At 45.0% G+C, this 18987-nt stretch carries 14 protein-coding genes and 1 pseudogene; 5 read left to right on the forward strand and 10 right to left on the reverse strand.

The annotated features are described in order from the left end of the window. Positions 1-70: 70 nt before the first annotated feature. The 5 genes from WH95_RS00880 to WH95_RS00900 all read right to left on the reverse strand — a co-directional run bounded on the left by WH95_RS00880 (position 71) and on the right by WH95_RS00900 (position 7519). Positions 71-1486, reverse strand: a complete 1416-nt coding sequence (locus WH95_RS00880; RefSeq protein ID WP_046501725.1) for a cryptochrome/photolyase family protein — start codon at positions 1484-1486, stop codon at positions 71-73. Positions 1487-1743: 257 nt separating this feature from the next. Beyond that, positions 1744-2025, reverse strand: a complete 282-nt coding sequence (locus WH95_RS00885) for a hypothetical protein (protein WP_046501727.1) — start codon at positions 2023-2025, stop codon at positions 1744-1746. A 192-nt stretch (positions 2026-2217) separates the two neighbouring features. Beyond that, positions 2218-2637, reverse strand: a complete 420-nt coding sequence (locus tag WH95_RS00890; RefSeq protein ID WP_046501729.1) for a hypothetical protein — start codon at positions 2635-2637, stop codon at positions 2218-2220. A 164-nt stretch (positions 2638-2801) separates the two neighbouring features. Continuing rightward, the gene (locus WH95_RS00895) at positions 2802-3266 is read right to left on the reverse strand and encodes a hypothetical protein (RefSeq protein ID WP_046501732.1); all 465 of its coding nucleotides are present in this window, start codon (positions 3264-3266) and stop codon (positions 2802-2804) included. 167 nt (positions 3267-3433) lie between these two features. Continuing rightward, on the reverse strand, positions 3434-7519 hold the full coding sequence (locus WH95_RS00900) for a VCBS domain-containing protein (protein ID WP_046501734.1): 4086 nt from the start codon (positions 7517-7519) through the stop codon (positions 3434-3436). Positions 7520-8151: 632 nt separating this feature from the next. On the opposite strand from WH95_RS00900, the gene WH95_RS00905 reads away from it, so the two are divergent. Beyond that, positions 8152-9207 (forward strand): hypothetical protein, encoded by a 1056-nt coding sequence (locus WH95_RS00905; RefSeq protein ID WP_046501737.1) that lies wholly within the window; start codon positions 8152-8154, stop codon positions 9205-9207. 89 nt (positions 9208-9296) lie between these two features. Further along, the gene (locus WH95_RS00910) at positions 9297-10025 is read left to right on the forward strand and encodes a DNA/RNA non-specific endonuclease (RefSeq protein ID WP_046501740.1); all 729 of its coding nucleotides are present in this window, start codon (positions 9297-9299) and stop codon (positions 10023-10025) included. A gap of 92 nt (positions 10026-10117) precedes the next feature. Here WH95_RS00910 and WH95_RS00915 read toward each other — a convergent pair whose 3' ends face one another. Then, positions 10118-11266 carry a helix-turn-helix transcriptional regulator gene (locus WH95_RS00915; RefSeq protein WP_046501742.1) on the reverse strand — a complete coding sequence of 383 codons (1149 nt, stop codon included), beginning with the start codon at positions 11264-11266 and terminating at the stop codon, positions 10118-10120. Between the two features lie 766 nt (positions 11267-12032). Here WH95_RS00915 and WH95_RS00920 point away from each other — a divergent pair. Then, a complete protein-coding gene (locus WH95_RS00920; protein WP_046501746.1) occupies positions 12033-12584 on the forward strand; it encodes a pyridoxamine 5'-phosphate oxidase family protein in 552 nt (183 codons plus the stop codon). 15 nt (positions 12585-12599) lie between these two features. On the opposite strand, the gene WH95_RS00925 is transcribed toward WH95_RS00920, so the two are convergent. Next, positions 12600-13310 (reverse strand): SDR family NAD(P)-dependent oxidoreductase, encoded by a 711-nt coding sequence (locus WH95_RS00925; protein ID WP_046501748.1) that lies wholly within the window; start codon positions 13308-13310, stop codon positions 12600-12602. Between the two features lie 36 nt (positions 13311-13346). Continuing rightward, positions 13347-14192, reverse strand: a pseudogene (locus WH95_RS21650) (fumarylacetoacetate hydrolase family protein). A 548-nt stretch (positions 14193-14740) separates the two neighbouring features. Here WH95_RS21650 and WH95_RS00935 point away from each other — a divergent pair. Further along, positions 14741-15196: a MerC family mercury resistance protein gene (locus WH95_RS00935; protein ID WP_046501750.1), complete on the forward strand. Its 456-nt coding sequence runs from the start codon at positions 14741-14743 to the stop codon at positions 15194-15196. 78 nt (positions 15197-15274) lie between these two features. Next, positions 15275-16561 carry a threonine/serine exporter family protein gene (locus WH95_RS00940; protein ID WP_157845843.1) on the forward strand — a complete coding sequence of 429 codons (1287 nt, stop codon included), beginning with the start codon at positions 15275-15277 and terminating at the stop codon, positions 16559-16561. Between the two features lie 234 nt (positions 16562-16795). Here WH95_RS00940 and WH95_RS00945 read toward each other — a convergent pair whose 3' ends face one another. Beyond that, complete coding sequence (locus tag WH95_RS00945) at positions 16796-17713, reverse strand: manganese-dependent inorganic pyrophosphatase (RefSeq protein ID WP_046501754.1); 918 nt, start codon at positions 17711-17713, stop codon at positions 16796-16798. A gap of 260 nt (positions 17714-17973) precedes the next feature. After that, positions 17974-18738, reverse strand: a complete 765-nt coding sequence (locus WH95_RS00950) for a substrate-binding periplasmic protein (protein ID WP_052741671.1) — start codon at positions 18736-18738, stop codon at positions 17974-17976. Between the last annotated feature and the right edge of the window lie 249 nt (positions 18739-18987).

Below are 18987 nucleotides of genomic sequence, written 5' to 3' on the forward strand. Positions count from 1 at the left end.
ATGACCAAGGACTTTAAAAAAGATGAAGAAACGCCCGTAAAATTATCTGGCTAAAAAAAATCCCCCCTTATTATCCTGCCAAATCCTTGTACATCGACAGTGCCTTTTCCCTTGAAGCCTTCAGACTTGTAATTGGCTCTGGGTAATCCCGGCCCAGTTTTAAACCAACTGATTCAAGCACCTCGACAGGTGCTTCCCAAGGGGCATAAATATACCGTGTCGGCAGCTTCGCAAGTTCAGGAACGTAGGTACAGATGTAATCCGCATTCTCGTCAAATCGCTTGCTTTGTGTCACCGGATTGAAAATTCTAAAATAAGGGGCCGCATCTGCACCAGAACCAGCAACCCATTGCCAACTGGCACTATTACTGGCCAAATCCGCATCAACCAAAGTATCCCAAAACCATCTGGCCCCTTCGCGCCAGTGAACGCCAAGGTTCTTGGTTAGAAAAGAGGCAACAATCATTCTTACCCGGTTATGCATGTACCCAGTTTGCCAAAGTTCACGCATGCCTGCATCGACGATGGGAACACCGGTCATGCCCCGTTGCCATGTCTTTAGGTCCGCTTGTGACCCAAACCAGTTAAACCCATCAAATTTGGGTTGAAAGTTTTCATCAGGTAGCTTGGGAAAATGGTAAAGCAAATAATATGAAAACTCTCGCCAGGCGAGTTCAGAATAAAAATGATCCCTGTTTTCACCCGCGCTTTGTTCCAGGATCTTATCCAAAACAAAATTGGGTGATATCTCTCCAAAATGCAAATGAGGCGATAACCTTGAAACACTTTTTTCCGACGGATAATCACGCCCCTTTTTGTATCTGTCCAATCCGTTAGAAATAAAATCACTTAACGCATGCTGCGCGGCTTTTTCGCCCACATCCCAATGGGAATGCATCTGAGCCACCCATTTTTTCTGTTTGGGTAGCAGCCCCATATCTTCAAGTGACAAAGCCTCGTCATCTTTTAAAGCTGTGATCTCTTTTGGAACGGGAACTGGTTTTGCGGGCAATGTTCCGGCGCGACATGCGCGAAAATAAGGTGTAAAAACCTTATAGGGCGTTGCGTCTTTCTTTAAAACTTCCCACGGTTCCCACAATAGCGATCCATTGAAACTTTTTACGACAACATTGGCATCATTAAGGGTCTTCTTGATATTGGTATCACGCCCTATACGCCAAGGTTCATAACATCTGTTCCAATAAACAGCCCCAGCACCAAGACGTGCCGCAAGCGCGGGCAGTATTTTTTCAGCATTCCCCCTGTAGAGCGACAGTTTACCTGCCAATGAATGATTAAGCTTATCCAGCGAGGAGTTCAACCATACCCGACTGGCAGCCCCCATTGCCCAGTCACCGGCATTTTCATCATCCAGGATATAAACAGGGTAAAACTGCCCTGATTTGACCGCAGCACACAGTGCCGGATTATCTTCCAGTCTGAGATCCTGTCGAAACCATAGAATAGAAACAGTGTCTGAGGGCATGTTCTTTAAACTCTTGATCCATTTTTCGTACCCCATTCTTATAGCATTGGAACGAAGGCCTCAATCCTTACCCGGAGCCTTTCCAGACAAGGCAGAACGTGTCCTCTTTTCCCACACGCCATTATCCCAACTGCTTTTGACATACTCTGACTAATGTTCCATCCAGATGGCGGCCTGTAACCCGAACATAAAAAAGGGGAGAGAAATATTCTCTCCCCCCATTACAAGTCTGAAATAACCTGATTTCTATAGCTGCCTTATTGCTTTTCAGCCCAGGCAATAAATTCATCATATAGTGTACAGGCTTTATCTGTATCTCCACTACTCAACGCAGTACCGGCTTCATTCAGCTTACCGGACTCTGCTGTAAATTCATCCGGATCAACGCCATTACCAATCTTTGATGCAACCTGTTCCATCAGGGATGAAACCTTTTGCGTTTTCTCGGTTAGTTCATCTGTAGAACAACCAGCATAGGCATAGCTTGATGTCATACCAAGAAAGGCAACAGTTGATAGTACCGTGATAAACTTTTTCATTACTCAATTCCTGTTTATAAGTTGAGTTATCTAAAATGGATTAATTTGCGCCATCTGTTGATGGCTGTATCTTCAGTCCTGTTTGACCTGTAATATTCTCATTCCCCAATACTGTTTTCTGGTACCAATACAGTTCTTTGGGGGTTTCAGAAAACTGCACACCGGAATACAAAATAAAATCAGGATAAAGGACTAGAGAAAGAAAGTACTGGCTACAAATCCCCAAATCCCCAGCGCGATTGCGGCAAACCCCAGATTAATCTGGTGACCAACCAGTTTGTCGCGCAGAACATTCGCTTTGGACTGAAGTTCCGGATTTGACCCCGTCACATATTTGTTGATCAGGCCAAAACCCAAAAGGAACCCCAGGATTGCCGTAATTACAGAAACCGCTATCCAGGTCATCCACCAGATCGGAAAGGACGTCAGCAAGCCCATATTCAAAAGTGCCTGAATAATTCCCCAGATACCCCAGATACCAAAAATAACGCCGATAAAACCCTGAAAGGGAACAATCCGGTCCAGTATCTGTTGTGCTGCGGGTTGTTTTCTGACAACAACCGGATAGGCAGCAAGCGCGCCTAAAATAATCAAACCAATGGCATAAAACATATGATACGAACTCTCTTATCTGTTACAAAATCACAGTCATTGACGCTTGTGGGACGTTCCAGAAGAAATGTACCCGAACGAAATGCCTGAAATGTTCGCGAAGATACTAAAATCACAGCGATAAAAGGCGCATACCCCAAAGGGGGTACAGATCGTTTTTTAGCTTAATTTTTTTTCATCGATCCGAATACCAAGGAAGAAACTACCAGAATCAACAATCCCCCAAGGCTGGCAAAAATCAGAATATATCCCCCTCCGCCAATCAGATAGGAAACCAGAAAACCCTGTTCATCAAATGGAAAAGGATAGATAAAAATCCCCCTGATTTTATGGACCATGTAGATCAGAAAATAGCCACAGCCAAAAACCGTGGCACCAGTACCGAAAGCTCTTTTTCTTGAGCACGGAAAGGTCAAATATTTTGGGAAGACAAAAAAGCCAGAGAATAGCAAAATTGGAACAAACCAAAGATCCCAAATCGAAAAGAGATCAAGAAATCCCCGCTGCAAAGTGCTGTCCATACTTTGGATAAACGCTCGTTGTGATAAATATTCTGGAATATGGACAAGGGCATAAATCCCGCCACCACCAAACAGCGTAATCAGGCTCAGATATAATCGGGACATCATCAGAAAGTCTTTATTATAACTCCAGACACAACACCGTCCTTACACAACACAAGAGAGAGAGAGAGAGAGAGAGAGAGAGAGACACACACACACAACAACAAGTCTCTCCCCCGGTTCCCTGTAAGTAACACCACCTGCTATCTATAGGTAATACAGATAATAATCCCTCACGAAGGGTCAGTAACAAGCGCCTGCTGATCAAGAAGATTATTGATAATCTGGATATCAGACAAACTTCCCCCCTGTGTCAGATCAATACCCTGAAGCAAAATCTCTTTATCCGTTCCACTGCCATCGCCATCTACATCTATTTCAATGCGGGTATCAGCCCCCGATTGGGTAAAATGCAAATAGTGATCAAGATTCTCACTATTCTCGGCTGACAACAGTTCGCCAAGGTGAAGGATATCGCCCTGATCAACAGAAAAATCAGCAATGATATCATTATCGGTTTCACCACTTCGAAAGATAAAGACATCGGCACCTGCCCCGCCGTTAAGGGTATCATTGCCACGGCCACCTTCGATAAGGTCATCGGCTTCGGTACCTGCCAGAATGTCATCGTCCAAAGTACCAATAACGTTCAGCCCCGGCGCGGTTCCGATAACAGAAACAGTCGTAGAGATAGCATCACTCTCATCGGTTCCATCATTGACTGTTACGTTGATCGTACGACTTGATTGAAGACCACCGAGGTCAGGGTTATCCAGTATGCTGTGATAATTTATATGCTCAAGAACAGCTTCATATTCAGACGGGCTGGCTGCACCAGTCAGCATTAAAACACCATTGGAACTGTCATAGCTCATATTCAGACCTGCTGGCAGGCTATAGCCCCCAAGATCAAGTACATCCCCAACCACAAAGTCAGTTATGGTCACGGTCGCCGAGATAATACTGTCCGCTGTATCAACATCTTCAAGATCAAGATCACTGAAAAGCGCGACCGGATCGCCCCCCTCGGTAAAGGCATAGTAAGTCAAACCATCTTCGGTATTATAGTACGAACGAAGAGACCCATCAGCGTTATAGGTTTTGCTGACGATGTCGGTTCCCCTTGTCATTGTTACAACCCAGCCACCATCTGCCAGTCCGGCAACAGAAATCGCCGCATCCCCAAGGTTGCCATACAATATGGTAACTGTATTTTCTTCGCCATACCGTGACCCATCAGCATTGAACATCTGGCTCTTGATACTAAGAACCCCCGGATCTGATTCTGTATCTGATACCCAGCAAGCAACCCACCCCCCATCCGTCAAAGAAGCGGTTGCAACATGTTGCTGATTACCCTCGCCAGCACTGTTCACCTGAAATTCTGCCCCCCTTTGGGTACCATCAGAATTGTAGGCCTGTGCATATATGCCATATCCGGAACCATCCAGATCATTACCGCTGTGCCATGCCACAACCCAGCCACCATCGTGAAGAGCTACGACAGAGGTATTTGCCTTAATCCCTTCAAGCTGACTATTAACCATGGTTGCATCTGTGACAGGATTGCCATTTACGTCATAAACACGCATGAAGACATTTGACGAAGATCCATCAGGCTGATTACCGAGTTCATGCCAGGTTACAACCCAGTTACCGTTCACAAGCGTTGTGATTTCTGTCGCGTAATCAATTCCCAATGAAAGCTGATTACTTATTTCAACGACTTCTGTGCGCTCTGTACCATCTTCATTATAAACTCTTGCCTGAACTCTGCCTTGCCCCATTAACGTGACCCAGCTAACAACCCAACCACCATCGTCCAACGCTGTGATCGCAGGATTGACATCAATTCCCAAATTTTCATCCGAAATACTTATGATCTCGCCAGCAGTACCATCCGGCTCATAAAGGCGTCCGTAAATCGTTCTGGGATCGTTTTCGCCCCCCTTGCCAATCCAGCTTACAAACCAGCCACCGCCATTCAGGCTTGTCACATCAGCTTGGTGATATTGAAACCCTTCTTGCGCAGGAAAAACCTCAAATCCGTCATGTCGCGGGCTGCCATCTGCATTAAAGACCCGCCCCTCGACATGTGTTGACCAATCAGAAGAACCATCTGCCGGCTTGTAATACATCCAGACAGACACCCAACCACCATCGGGCAAATGACTGACAGACGGAAAATACTGCACATCTTCTCGTGCTGAATTCACCCTCAACTCGTCTGTTATCGGCGTATCATTAACAAGAACGGGCGCATCATTACTGCCATTAATGGTAATAACAACTTCCTGTGTTGATGCCGGGCCGTTCCCATCTCTGATGGCAATTTGATAGCTTTGCGTCAGAATATCACCTTCGGACAAGTGCTCCAGATCGGCATCGTCAACAGTAAAGGTCCAGCTCACAACCTTGTTGTCCTGATCCATCACCGGTATAAAGTGCCCCAAATAGCTTTCCCCGCCCTGTCCCAGAGAAAAGGTCACATAGTGCTGATCGGACAGGTCATCATCAGTAAAGGTGATGACCCCTTCTGTACGCAGTTCGGTATTGTTTTCCCCTTGTTGGTTATCAGCAATTTCATTAACAGAACCATTTGTATCAGCAGTGGTAATAACTGGCTGATCATTTGTCCCTTCGATGGTTATAACAACCTCTTGGCTAACACTGCCGCCATTGCCGTCTTCGATGGTAACTCGATAGATTTGGGTCAGGCTTTCTCCCTGTGCTAAATAATTCAGGGCAGAATCTGCAACAGAGAAAGTCCAGTCGATTGTACCATCCGACTGATTTAAAACCGGTGAAAATCGTCCAAGGTAATCGTCCTGATCCGCTGTATAGCTAACGCTGTGCGTATCGCTTGTATCCGCATCGGAAAATGCAATAGTCCCCGTCGCACGATGCACCATTTGATTTTCGCCAATGGCACCATCACGCATTTCAGTGACTGTTCCCCCCGATGCTTCGGATGTAATGACTGGCGCATCATTCGTTCCATGAATAGTAATGATCACATCCTGTTGCGCTGTACCACCATTCCCGTCATCAACGGTAACGCTGTAAACCTGGGTAAGGCTTTCCCCTTCGGCCAGATATTCCACCACAGAACCCGCAACCGTGAATGACCAGTTTATCGTTTTGCTTTCCTGATCAAGAACAGGTTGAAACTCGCCAAGATATTGTTCACCACGTGCGTCAAAACGAACCGAATGTGTGTCAATCAGATCCACATCTTCAAAGACAATATGCCCGTCGCTGCCAAGAACCTCATCTTCCTGTCCGTCAACCGCTTCGATTACGTCCCCCTGACCTGTCGCAGAGGTAATTATAGGGCCATCATTGCTGCCCGTTAGGGTAATGGTAAATTGCTCGGTCACAACACCGCCATTACCGTCATCAATAACAACCCTATAATTTTGCATCAGCCGCTGGCCTGCGCCAAGAAAGTCGAGATCTGCATCCTCAACCTCATAAAGCCACAGAACACCTTTCATCCCGTCATTGCGATCTGGCGGGGTTATCAGCTCATGCCGAACACTGCCGAAATAACCGCCATCTTCTGCCACGATAGAAATCACATGATTATCGCCCAAATCCGGATCAACAAAAATGACGCCGCCTAATGTGGAATGGGTAAAGTCATTTTCACCTTCCCCGCCATCTGAAATTTCAACTAGCGGCGAATCATCCATTCCGGAAAGAATAATTGTCGGTGAAACATTGTTGTTCACACCGCCTTGAAATGTCTCACTCTCGGCTACTTCTGCAAGGGGAAAGGATGATTGCGTTACGAGCTCTGTCCCGGATAACAGCGCGCCCTGTGTTCCTAGCATTTCGAGCAGGTCGTCAACATCATCGCGATATTCACTGCCACCACCGCTTTGATTGACTGACTGGGTTTCGGGCCCCGCCGCAGTTTCTATACTGTTGTTTCCGTTCTCAAATGCCAATACTTGCGATATTAACTCACGGGATGACACCTCAACACCATTAATGACTAACAGAGGGGCATTTCCAGAACTCGCCAGATCAACCAGATCCAGGAAAATAATCCGGCCCGTCTCTTCACCTGTTTCACCCGCACCGTTATTCGCAGACAGAACAAGGTTTCCATCCTCAATCGAAAGCGTCACACCGGACATATCCATGTTTAAAACAGCTTGCTGCCCCAACGCCAATTTATGTTCAACCGTTTGACCGGATCGCCCCGGAAAACTGATGACAACAAAATCCTGACCATTGTTAACAGCTGTTTCTGCGTCTTGGGTTTTGGCTATCTGCCCGCTTTTCGCAACTTTCCCGCTTTTCATCGACATCAACTTTCCTCACACAAACATAAATTCACGAATACAAGCAACCTGTCCCGAACGCAGTCATGCAGACGGAAATTGACAAGTGAACAAAGCATTGAGCCTGAAAATTAAGTCAGAAAATTTTTCCTGCGCCTTAACTGCTCAACATTTCTGAAGGCGACAATAGACAAGGGGCATAAAAGCGTCATACCGCATATGAGGTAGCAAAAAGCCTCAATCAGACAAAACATGGATGTGTCTTTTAAAGTTCTTATAGTTTGTGAAAAATACAACCCATAACCATCTGAAGAATAAAGATAATTATTTATAATTTAAGCTTAATTTTATTTTTATTTATCTAAACATAACAGGTATGAATTCAAAGCATGGTCGTATCCCTCACACCTTTTTAATCGATCATAATATTTCTGAAGACAAAATTACGAAAAATGATCCGTTATCAAAACAACCCCTCCCTCATATGAGGTATGACGGGTTATCTCCCCTTCGATAGATTGATACCAGTCGATTGCTTTGGTGATCATTAATTAATCAGGCGATCGTCCCCTAAATAGTAGCTCCAAATAACGGCTAAGGCTGATTTATTGCAGCAATCCCTTTTTAGAAATTTATTAACAACACAGGAACTGGTCGCCGTGAAAAAACAAATTACAACTGGAACATCCTGCATGGCTCAATACACAAATAGATGTTCTGCTAGAAATTCTTGGGAGTTTGCCTTTGTTACGTCGCTGGCTTTTGTCGCGTCGTTTGGTATGGTTGTCAGCTTCACAACACCCGGTCATGCAGACGACGGCTGGTGTGGCTTTTCAAATAATGAAATACTTGAAGGTGGTATCAACAGGGATAGCAGCTGTCGAATTGACACAGCCAAAGGCGAGCTTGTTCTGGTTGAGGGAACGAAGAAATACAATGCCTCTATCACCAGTTGGTTTACAGGGGCTGAAAACCCCCATGCTGGCGCCCAGCTAAATGAATGTCGTGGTCCCAAACGGAAAGTCTTGTCCGGCGATACTTTACTGACGGCCCCCAAAATGCGTTTTACCTGTTCCCGATTGAAATCAGGTGACCATGTCATGCTTGACCGCAACGGCATGAAAGCCACCCTGCACTGCGATCAATATGTTGCAACGAATATTACCCTTGAAGCCGAAGGTAAAAGCAAAAACTGTGCGATTCCAACTATCTTACAAGAATTGCCAGCCCATCTGAAAAAAGCGAACGCATGGTATGGCCTGACCCCGGATGCCATTGAAAAGAAAGAGATTCAAAAAGACAGTGTCTGTGAAGTAACCGCAGATGATCAAAGCTATCCTGAAAAGATGCAGTTTTCTTTTATCTGGGGCCGGAAATCCTGTCAGGCACTTAAATACTATTCTGACAGACACAGTTGTGGATGGTTTGCCCATAATCAGGGACTAACCGGCAAGCGGCAATCCGACTATCTCCATGTTCCCAAACTGAACGAACTGTGCACTGGCAAAACCAACGAAGAAGTCCTTGTCACAGAACCCTTCTGGCGCAAAGACCATAAATCCACACCGAACATGAGTGAAATGAACGGCTATATTCAGTGTGAAAATGGTCAGGCCAAAAACGTCAGGCTTGAAATCAAGCCATTAGCCGGGGAAACTGCGGGAAAAACCTGTGCAATCCCTCAGGCACTCCTTGATGACAAACCAAATATCTGATCAGACAGAAACGTTGAAACATAACACCCTTTGAAAGTACTGAAGGGGTTTAACACAGGAAAGGCCACACTAGTGGGAAGAGAAAACAAATGGCATTCGAAAAGATATTCAAGGCAGGGTGTTTTCTTTTCCTCGGTCTTGTTACGATGACCCAAGAGGTAAGCTCACAGGATTCAGATGCAGATTCAGTATTAATCCATCCCTTTCCATTACACTGCAACTTCGGGTGCCCCGTAAAAAAAGGTGAAAAGCACCCTGAAATTTATCCAAATCAGCTTTTTACAATGGGGCTTCTGGATGATGGAAAACCGGGGCATTGGCTTGCCTATTACGTAACCACCACTCTCCTGAAAGAACGGGATGAAAGAAGAGCAGAAAACAAAGACCCTTCTTTGTCAATTCTGTCGGATACAACCACCCTGACACCGGATTTCTTTTGGGGGAACAAATCACCCGCTTGGAACAAATTGCTTGTTATGGAAGAAAGGCTGGCTGAAGAACCGGGAATTGCCAACGCTTTTGTAATCACAGGAACACTTCGTCATCATACAGACGTGGTCAGCGCAGAAACCGGGGGCCCATCTCAAGACAGCTTGTGGAAAATTATCTCCATCAACACAACGGCACATGCCTTTGTCAGTGCCTTTATCTTTCCCAAAGGATCAGAAGAAGCCGAAAATTACTGTTCCTATCTGGTTGATGTCGCCGAAATTGAACGCGAAACGGGTTTACTCTTTTTCCCGCTTTCAAACCTGATTGACCCCGTGCAAAGCCCGGACTATTTCAAAAACCTTGCCCCGCATATTGAATGCCCCTAAAGCCTTTATACCGAGAATCCCAAAGGGCTTAACGGAACCGGAGGGTATAAGTATATATATGCGGCATAACACCAGCTGAAGGCTAACTTTATTTACAGCGCCTGTGGTACGCTTACTCTTAAAATCAGGCGCATTAAATCAGATCGTTTTTGAGTACCTGTTTTGAGGAAGATGGATTTGATCTGTGTCCGGGTCGTCGCAATTGAAACTTTGCGAATTTCTGAAATTTCCTCTGTACTATATCCCTCTGCCAACAGGGCAGATATTTCAATCTCTGCTTTCGTAAGGCCGTAGAGACCTTCCAGATTGTTACAGGTAATCCCCCGACGACAGGCCGGATCAGTCAGAAATAAAAGTGTCCCATCAGAACGCGATAGATCCTCAATCTGTCCGCAAGCTGGCGATACCTCTAGAATAAAAGCATCACCACCAGAATGACGCTCGATAAAAATGGCCCCCCCTGATGCAATACCATTGGCCGCTATCGTTTCTTTACACCCGGCCAAAAGCGATAGAAAAACCGATTGAATACCAGCATTTTGGATGCATAGACACTGTTGTCTGTTTCTTTTAATACCATCCTCTAGTGACAAGATCCGCTCAGCTTCGTCATTTGAGAAAAGTATCTCTCCCTTCTTCGATACCAGAACAGCACCGACTGAAAGGCGGTTCAAAGCATTGAGGGAACTCTTAACAGAACTTTCAAGCTGGCACAAAGGCTCTGCCAGTCGCAAAGCCCTCACCAAATGCGGGGCAAAAATCTTGACCAGTTCCTGAATAAAGACCGGATCAACTCTGCTCCCCTGATCACTGTAAAAAGTAACCAGGTCATTATAGCCATCCCGTTTGCCAAGGTTTGCAAAATACCTGTTTCCCAAGCCAAATACATCGGCTTTCCATACTGATGCAGGTGCTTGAGAATTTTCATAGCTGTCAATACTTCGACATAGATCCTGCTCTGCAATCAAGGCATGCGGGACAAACTTTCCAATTCCCCCAAGAACCTTGGCCTCGTCAGAAGCAAAGTCTTTGGAAAACTCTTTATGCGCCTTTTGATTTAACGGATAACTGCGCTGCGTAATTTGCAACACGCTATTTGTTGGGTCCACCCGCAAGATATTAACCGCCCCCACACCGGCCATCCTAGCAAGCTTACCAAGCTGGCTTGTCCATGTTTCATGGTCTAAGACAGTATCATATGTTTCAGATATGAACTTTAAATGTTCTTCTGTTATTCGCATTACCAACCTGCCGAAAAGCGACTAACCAAGTCACAGTACTTTATTTGTACTTCGGCCCAAAATAATCACGTGAATTTGGTCTTTGACATACAAAGATAGCATAAAGAAACAAATTCACTTTGATCAAAACTGGGTTAAATTAAATATTTTGGACCTCTACCAGTCAAATATATCCCTAGATAAAACCGAATATATTTTCCAATCGCAATTACAAAAAAGCTCATTCAATTAACCAGAAAGCTTTCACAAAAAAACTGTTTCGGCAAATCACCGGATAAAAAATATTAGCCAATTTCGTTTCCTTACTCTGTACAAAACAACAGTTACTGCACCAGAGTTCCCCAAACCATCGATTTGAAAAACAACAATTAAACACAAGCAAGCAAACTAAATTACGGATCAGAAATACACCTTCTCAAAAATCATCTTGATGTCACGCCAATCCCTTATTGCACCTTCATTATACCAAAGGAAAAGCTATCAAAGATCCATCAGCTTTTCGATCCCTTTGTGCAAGTCTATACAACTTCTACCCTTGTTTCATTTCGCCCATCGCCCCGCATCCCCCAAATGGGGTATATCCATCGACTATTGTTCAGGATTTAATTTAAATTCCATAGATCAGCAACATAGCCTCTCTACCATCAGGCCCCTTATGTTAACGCCCACAAATCAAGGTTCGGATGAATTTTATTCCTTGCTATTAGAGCACAAAATGTTCACTATACGTTCTAATCATTGGCGGGCTAGATTACAGCGAGTTCAAATGGCAAAATCCGATAAACTATCCGACAAACATTGCGCTTTTATTCAGCAACAGCCTCTATTCTTTGTTGCAACAGCGGGAAAGGACAGCCGGGTTAATGTCTCTCCCAAGGGGCTGGATAGTCTGCGTATTATAAATTCAAATCGCATTATCTGGCTTAATGTCAGCGGCAGCGGCAATGAAACAGCGGCGCATCTGCGTGATATCAATCGTATGACCCTGATGTTCTGTGCCTTCGAGGGCGATACATTGATTTTACGTGTTTATGGTCAGGCCAAGATAATTCACCCCCGCGATGATAAATGGGACGAAACACTTGCTCTCTTCCCCAAGGTCGCGGGCAGTCGCCAAATATTCAACATGACCATAGATCTTGTTCAGACATCATGCGGAACTGGTGTCCCGGAAATGTCTTTTGTCAAAAGCAGGGCCGAAGACGAACTTCTGCCCTTCTACGAAGAAATGGGACCCGAGGGAGTTGAAAAATATTGGGCACGTAAAAACACCAAAAGTATCGATGGTCACCCCACGGGTATTTTTGAGAATGAGTAAAGAGTTTTTATAAACTTAATAGGGGATAAGCTGTCCGTCCCACGCAAAAATCTGACCACTATCTGCTGGCGTTACACCTTTGATAACCGACAATAATTTTTCTGCGGAATAGTCTGGCGTAAATAATTTTCCCTGAGGAACGTTTGATTGAAAAGGTTTAGAGAGATCACTATCAACCGTTCCCGGATGCAGACCAATAACTGCTGAATTTTTATGTGTTCGTTTCTGCTCAATGCTCGCTGTTTTAAGAAACATATTCAGAGCTGTTTTTGACATTCGATAGGCATACCATCCCCCCAAACGATTATCCTCAATTGATCCAACACGCGCGGATATTGCTGCAAAAACGGACCGCGACTTCCTGTTCAGTTTAGGCAGAAAGTACTTCGCAATCATTGCTGGTCCGATCGTATTCACGCTATAGAGTTCCATCATCTTTTCATAAGATAGGTCCCGCAATGATTTTTCAGGACTGCATCCCTTGCCATGCAGTTTTCCCGTCGCAACAATAACAAGATCAATGGGGTCTTTGATTCTGGCTGCGTTATTTTCAAGCTGGTCTTCATTCAGAAAATCCAGAGTATAAGTCGTCATGTTAGAGAGTGAATAGGCAGGAATATTTCTGGAAAATACATGTAACTTTGCCTGTGGATTTTCATTCGAAAGCTGTTTTACCAAGGCCTCCCCAATGGCGCCTGAACCACCAAAAACAACAATGTTATTCATGTATTTTTTCTTTCTTTTCCATATCTTTTGAAAAATTCAGGGCCACTTAATCTTGTTACTTAGTATCCCGATCCCGTCGATTTCAACAGAAATTTCATCACCAGAAACCACTGCGGACGTTTGTCCGGGCGTTCCCATAAAAATCATGTCACCCGGTTTCAGCGTAAAATACTGACTTAAATAGCTAATGACCTTTTCCGGTTTGTGGATCATATGGGCTGTGGTTTCCTGCTGAACGATTTTTCCGTTCAATCTGGTTGTTAATAACAAATTATTCCAATCTAACCCTGTTACAACCGCCGGACCAACCGGACCAAAACCATCGCTCGCCTTGGCCCGCATCCATTGTAAATCAAGACTTTGCCATGACCTTTCTGTCAAATCATTTCCAATGGTAAGTCAAAAGATATAGTCCCGGGCATTTTCTTCGGAAACATTTTTGGCCTCTTTACCAATAACAATAACCAGCTCTCCTTCGAAATGAACATTTGTTGCATCATCAGATACAAGAACGTCTTTTCTATGCCCAATCAAAGAGGACGGTAATTTCAAGAAAAGCGGGGGTGGCGCGTCTGCACGAGAAGACATATGACTGACAAAATTCATACCCACAGCAAAAACCTTTTCAGGTTCTGATGGCGGCAAAAGAAGAACATCATCTAATGCAACGGTATCTTCTGTTGTTTTGGACAAGGGGAAAATCCCCTCTTCTAACCGCGAAATTATCTGTCCAGATAAGAGCCCATAGTGTTTCTGTCCTTTAAATTCGTACCGCACATAACGCTCTATCTGCATATTACTGCTTTGAGCGACATTACCCGTCCATATAAGCCCCAAGCCGATACCCAGACCTATACAAAGGCATATTTGAAAATATCGCATCTTTTTTCGACCTGTTCAGTTCAAAGTACTTCAGATTTTTCAAGTATAGCTGTTTCCTTGCTTAGACAGAGAGGTATATTTCAAAATACGTTCATGTCCCTTTGAATTATATCTATTTTACTTAGCTGTCTTGTAGTTTGCTAACTGCTTGAACAGTTGAATTCGGCCTCAATAGCAAGAACTCTCAGCAGCAAGAAAAATGAAAATCGAAATGCTTTCAATGAACCCTCATTAATAATGATAAAACTCTTCTTAAGCATTGGCTTAGAACAATACACGACGACTACCTACATTATTTTAAGGTAATAGTTGAATAAAGGCATTTACTTATCCCTTATTCTAACTGTAATATCCCCGCCACAAAATAAGAAGCCGTGCAGCAAAGCCAAACAACACAATAAAATCTCTGCGGTAAAGGCTCACCCTAATAACACCGACATTAAGACAGTTATTGACAAGCTCTTGAAATCATAATGATTTTCGGAGCTTTTCGCCTATATAAACCTTTTGAAACTAGTGAATAAGCATCCGGGGGGGGGGTAGGTATCGTGAGCCCTGATAGCAGCGACGGTCAACAACCTGCTTTGAACAACGAAGCCAATAACAAGGCTTTGGAACAAAACAACTATCTGCACCCTTTGGATTCAGGTAATAAACGCCCGCGGATAAGCCTTATCGCTTCGGCGGCGACGACTTGTTCCATCATCCTTTGTTATGGCACTTTGATGCTTATTAACCTGTTGGGGAAAATGGGTTTTGAAATCACTGTGAACGAAACCCTGTGGGCTGGTGCGATAACAATCGCTTCTTTTTTTGCGCTTCTTGGATTGTTTGTAAATCTCTATCGCCACAAACACGTGTTACCAGTGGTCATGGGCAGTCTGGGGTGTGCCCTTATCAACTTTGTGATGCACTACAACTATAACCTTATGATAGAACTTACGGGCTTTGCCTGTCTCTGTCTGGCGGCCGTTTTCGACTGGCGGGCCTTAAAAAATAACTAATTTGTCTCATCATGTCACCGACGTGATCAAAATCTGATATCCTGTCCAAATGAATTATCGAATTGGCCACTCAATACCGTGACACAAAAGACACCTTCAGTTCCCAAGCCCGATCAAAACGAAACAATGTCCAGGCGTCGTGACGATGACCCGGCTTATAATGATGCCTGTCGTTTTATCATTAAGCTGGGAACCGCCGTCCACAGTTATGGACCATCGGCTGCGCGCCTTGAAGCCTATCTTAATGGCGTTACAGAGACATTAGGATACCGGGGTGTTTTTCGTTCTACACCGTCTGAAATAACCTTTGCCTTCTCCAAACCCGGTCAGCTTTGGCAACGTACCCATATCGCGGCAGTTCCCGTGGGCGGTTACAACATGGCAAAGCTGGCCTATGTTGGCGATCTGGTCGAAAAGCTTGTATCGGGGGAATACAATCTGTCAGAAGCTTATGAGCGTCTGGACGAAATCGAGAATATGTCAGATCCCTGGGGTGTCACCGCCTATGCGCTCAGCTTTGTCTTTGTAGGTATTGGCTTTGCCGGCCTCATTCAAGGTAACCTGTGGGATATTGGTATTTCCGGGCTACTCAGCCTGGCGGTTTATATCATTGTTGTTATTGCTGATAAAACCGGGGGGCGCTTTGCCGATGCCCTGCCTTTTGTTTCGGCCTATTTTGCCGGGGTAAGTGCCGCCGGAATCAAGCTGTTTTTACCCGAACTCAACCACACTGTCGTTACACTCTCTGCAATTGTTATTCTTATTCCCGGCTTTATGGTCTCGGCGGGCATTATTGAAATTGTCGAAAACCATGTTGTTGCGGGCTCTGCGCGCCTTATGGCAGGGCTGGTGTATCTGATCAAACAGTTTACGGGGGCATGGCTTGGCATCGCGACCATTGGTTTGCTTTGGTCCTCGGAAAACGGGGCGGGTGGTACACATTCCACGGGCAATGAAATCTGGCTGTATATTGCTGTTCTCTTTCTCGGGTTGTGTTTTGCCTATCAGACCCTGCTACGGGATTTTGTCTGGGTCGTCATCAGCTGTGCCCTGTCATTCGGTGCCGTTAGCATTAGCAGTACTCTGTTATCGGCTAACCTTGGCACTCTTTTCGGGGCACTGGCCGCCGGACTTTTTGCCAACCTGTGGGCCAGAACCACCGGGCGACCAACGTCCATAGTGCTCATCCCCTCTATCACTGTTCTTGTTAGTGGATCAATCGGCTTTCGGGGGCTGGTTGTTGCCGCTGCAGGACAAACAGATCAAGGCATTGACCAGTTTATACAGATGTTCGTTGTTGCACTGGCAATTGCGGCGGGGCTGTTGGTCGCCAACACGATCCTGCGCCCCAAGGTAACACTCTGACGCCCAGGATAACATGCTCTGTGCCACAAGGTAACGCGCTATGACACAGGGGGGCTATTCAAACATATAACTGAACGTGTAAAAGCCCATAAACAGCTTCCGCCATGGTATTGGAGGATATATCCCCCAATACAAAACAAAGGAGGCAGAAAGATCATAGCAAATCTTTCTGCCTCTCAATGTATAAGGGTGCCACGTCGGCACCCTTTCCTGTCAATCAAACGGGACGGGTTATTAGATCGCCAAGTTGGGAATAATCTGTTTTTTACGGGATACAATACCGGGCAAGACAACACTATCGCCAGAAACATTCACGCCAAAAGATTTTTCGGCAACCTGCTTCACCAGATCATTTGCAACAAGCAATGTTGCTTCTTCTTTCAGAATATTCACCACAAAAAGAAGAACCTGATCAATTCCGTCTTCGGCGGCAACCGTAGCCATCGACGACATTAAACTGTCCTTGCGGGCAAAGATCGTTTCCGGGCTGGTAGTTTCCAGAACTGAAACACGGAATTTTGTATCACCGATTTCATATTTCTTACTGTCCAGACGCAGCAACTCCGCATCGGAAAAATGAGAAACATCAGATTTCGCCGCGAACATTTCCCCTGCGTAAGCCGAAATATCCAGCCCCAGATCAGCCGCAAGATCTGCCGCAAGCTGGCGATCAACATCTGTTGTTGTCGGGCTTCTGAATTCCAGGGTATCGGACAAAATACATGACAGCATCAAACCTTTGATGCCTTCTGGTGCCTTGGCAATATCATCCCCCATCATGCCAATCATAATGGTCGCAGTAGATGCCAGCGGCTTGATGGTAATATTAATTGGCTGTTTTGTTTTGATGCCACCAACCAATAGGTGGTGATCAATAATTTCAATGATATTGGCATCATTGATATTCTGCGGAAGTTCGCCCGGGTTGTTGGTATCAACAATAACCACATCCTGACCGGCCTCTAGATCCCCCAGAAGGGCAGGTACATCAAAGCCCCAGCGCTTAACAACAAACTGTGCCTCTGTATTCGGCGCTTCCAGAACAAAGGCTTCTGCCGCCTGCCCTTTGATTTCGTTAAGATACCAGGCCCAGATAAGGGCCGAGCAAGTCGCATCTGTGTCTGGTGCCAAATGGCCAAAAATTTTGATCATGTCTAAACAGTCGTCATTTTTATCAATAAAAGGTCGGATTCATACGCTGTTATAATAAAGCACAGGGCGTCTGTCACGATCCTTTCCCCTCGAACGTAAATAGCCGGTTCACCGCAAAAGCAATACCCCATGAAACAAGGCATACTGCATCAGGGAAATTACGGAAAACTCCGGTGACAGTCTGACATTTAAGAAGTTGAAGTAAATACGAAATTGTACAATGAACTCAACACAGTACCAAGCTCAATTCAAAAGAGCCATTAACTCGGATCATTGTTTTTCGTTCCATGAAAACCATACTCTGCCAAAATTTGATCATACCGCCCGGTTTCTTTCAGAATCTCAATGCCCCGATCAAAAGCCAAGGTCAATTCCTGTTTGCGGAAAACAGCATATTTGTGCCCCGGTAAAAACACCTGATGAATGGCAATAGGTTGGGTTGTATCAAGCCCAGTGCGAAAACGGGCATTTTTGGCAAACCATGCCAGAATATTTTTATCCCCAATAACCAAATCGACATCCCCGGCATACAATCGGGTAATCTGTTCACGCTGTTTGGCAACTTCCTGATAAAACTCAAACGTCGGAATAAGTCGGGCAAAATCTTTACCCAAAACCTTTGAAGCTGTCTGAAAAGCGACAACCCGCATTCCTTTCAGATCCGATAGACGGTTAATCGCCAGACGGTTATCTGCCAGCGATATGGCAACGTTTTGATAGGTGATATAGGTCTTGGAATAAAATCCATCCAACTCTTCCAACGAAGAAACAGTTATAGCCCCGTCGGTCACGCCGTCTAGAAATTCGGTATTTCTACGTTTGTTCGAAACATAAAAGGGAATAATCTCGTACCCTTCCAGTGCCATGGCTTCCCGCACGATATCTAGCTCTGCCCCCCGGTTCTGGCTTGTTATTACATAGGGGGGCACAGAAAACCCGACACTGATGTGAATAATCTTGTCACTTTTGGGCGTAACAGTCGACTGCGCCCAAAGCGATGCGGGAAACACGACCAGAAACCCCATCGATAATCCCAACGGTAGAAGCAAACACCGAATAAGAGAATATAGAAGAAGTTTCGAGGTCACTTTTCCAACCTTCTTGATTCTGAATTATGTGACAGCTAATGACCCGCCCATATATTACGTTTTCAATCTTTGGATCGTACCATTTAACAGTCCAGATTAGCCCGTTTGTACACAACACTATACAATACAGCGTAAAGAAATACTTACCGACAACGGGAAAAATCACCTATAACAAGAAAAATCCCA

Origin of the sequence: Kiloniella litopenaei, assembly GCF_000982415.1 — a bacterium.
Lineage (GTDB): Bacteria > Pseudomonadota > Alphaproteobacteria > Kiloniellales > Kiloniellaceae > Kiloniella > Kiloniella litopenaei.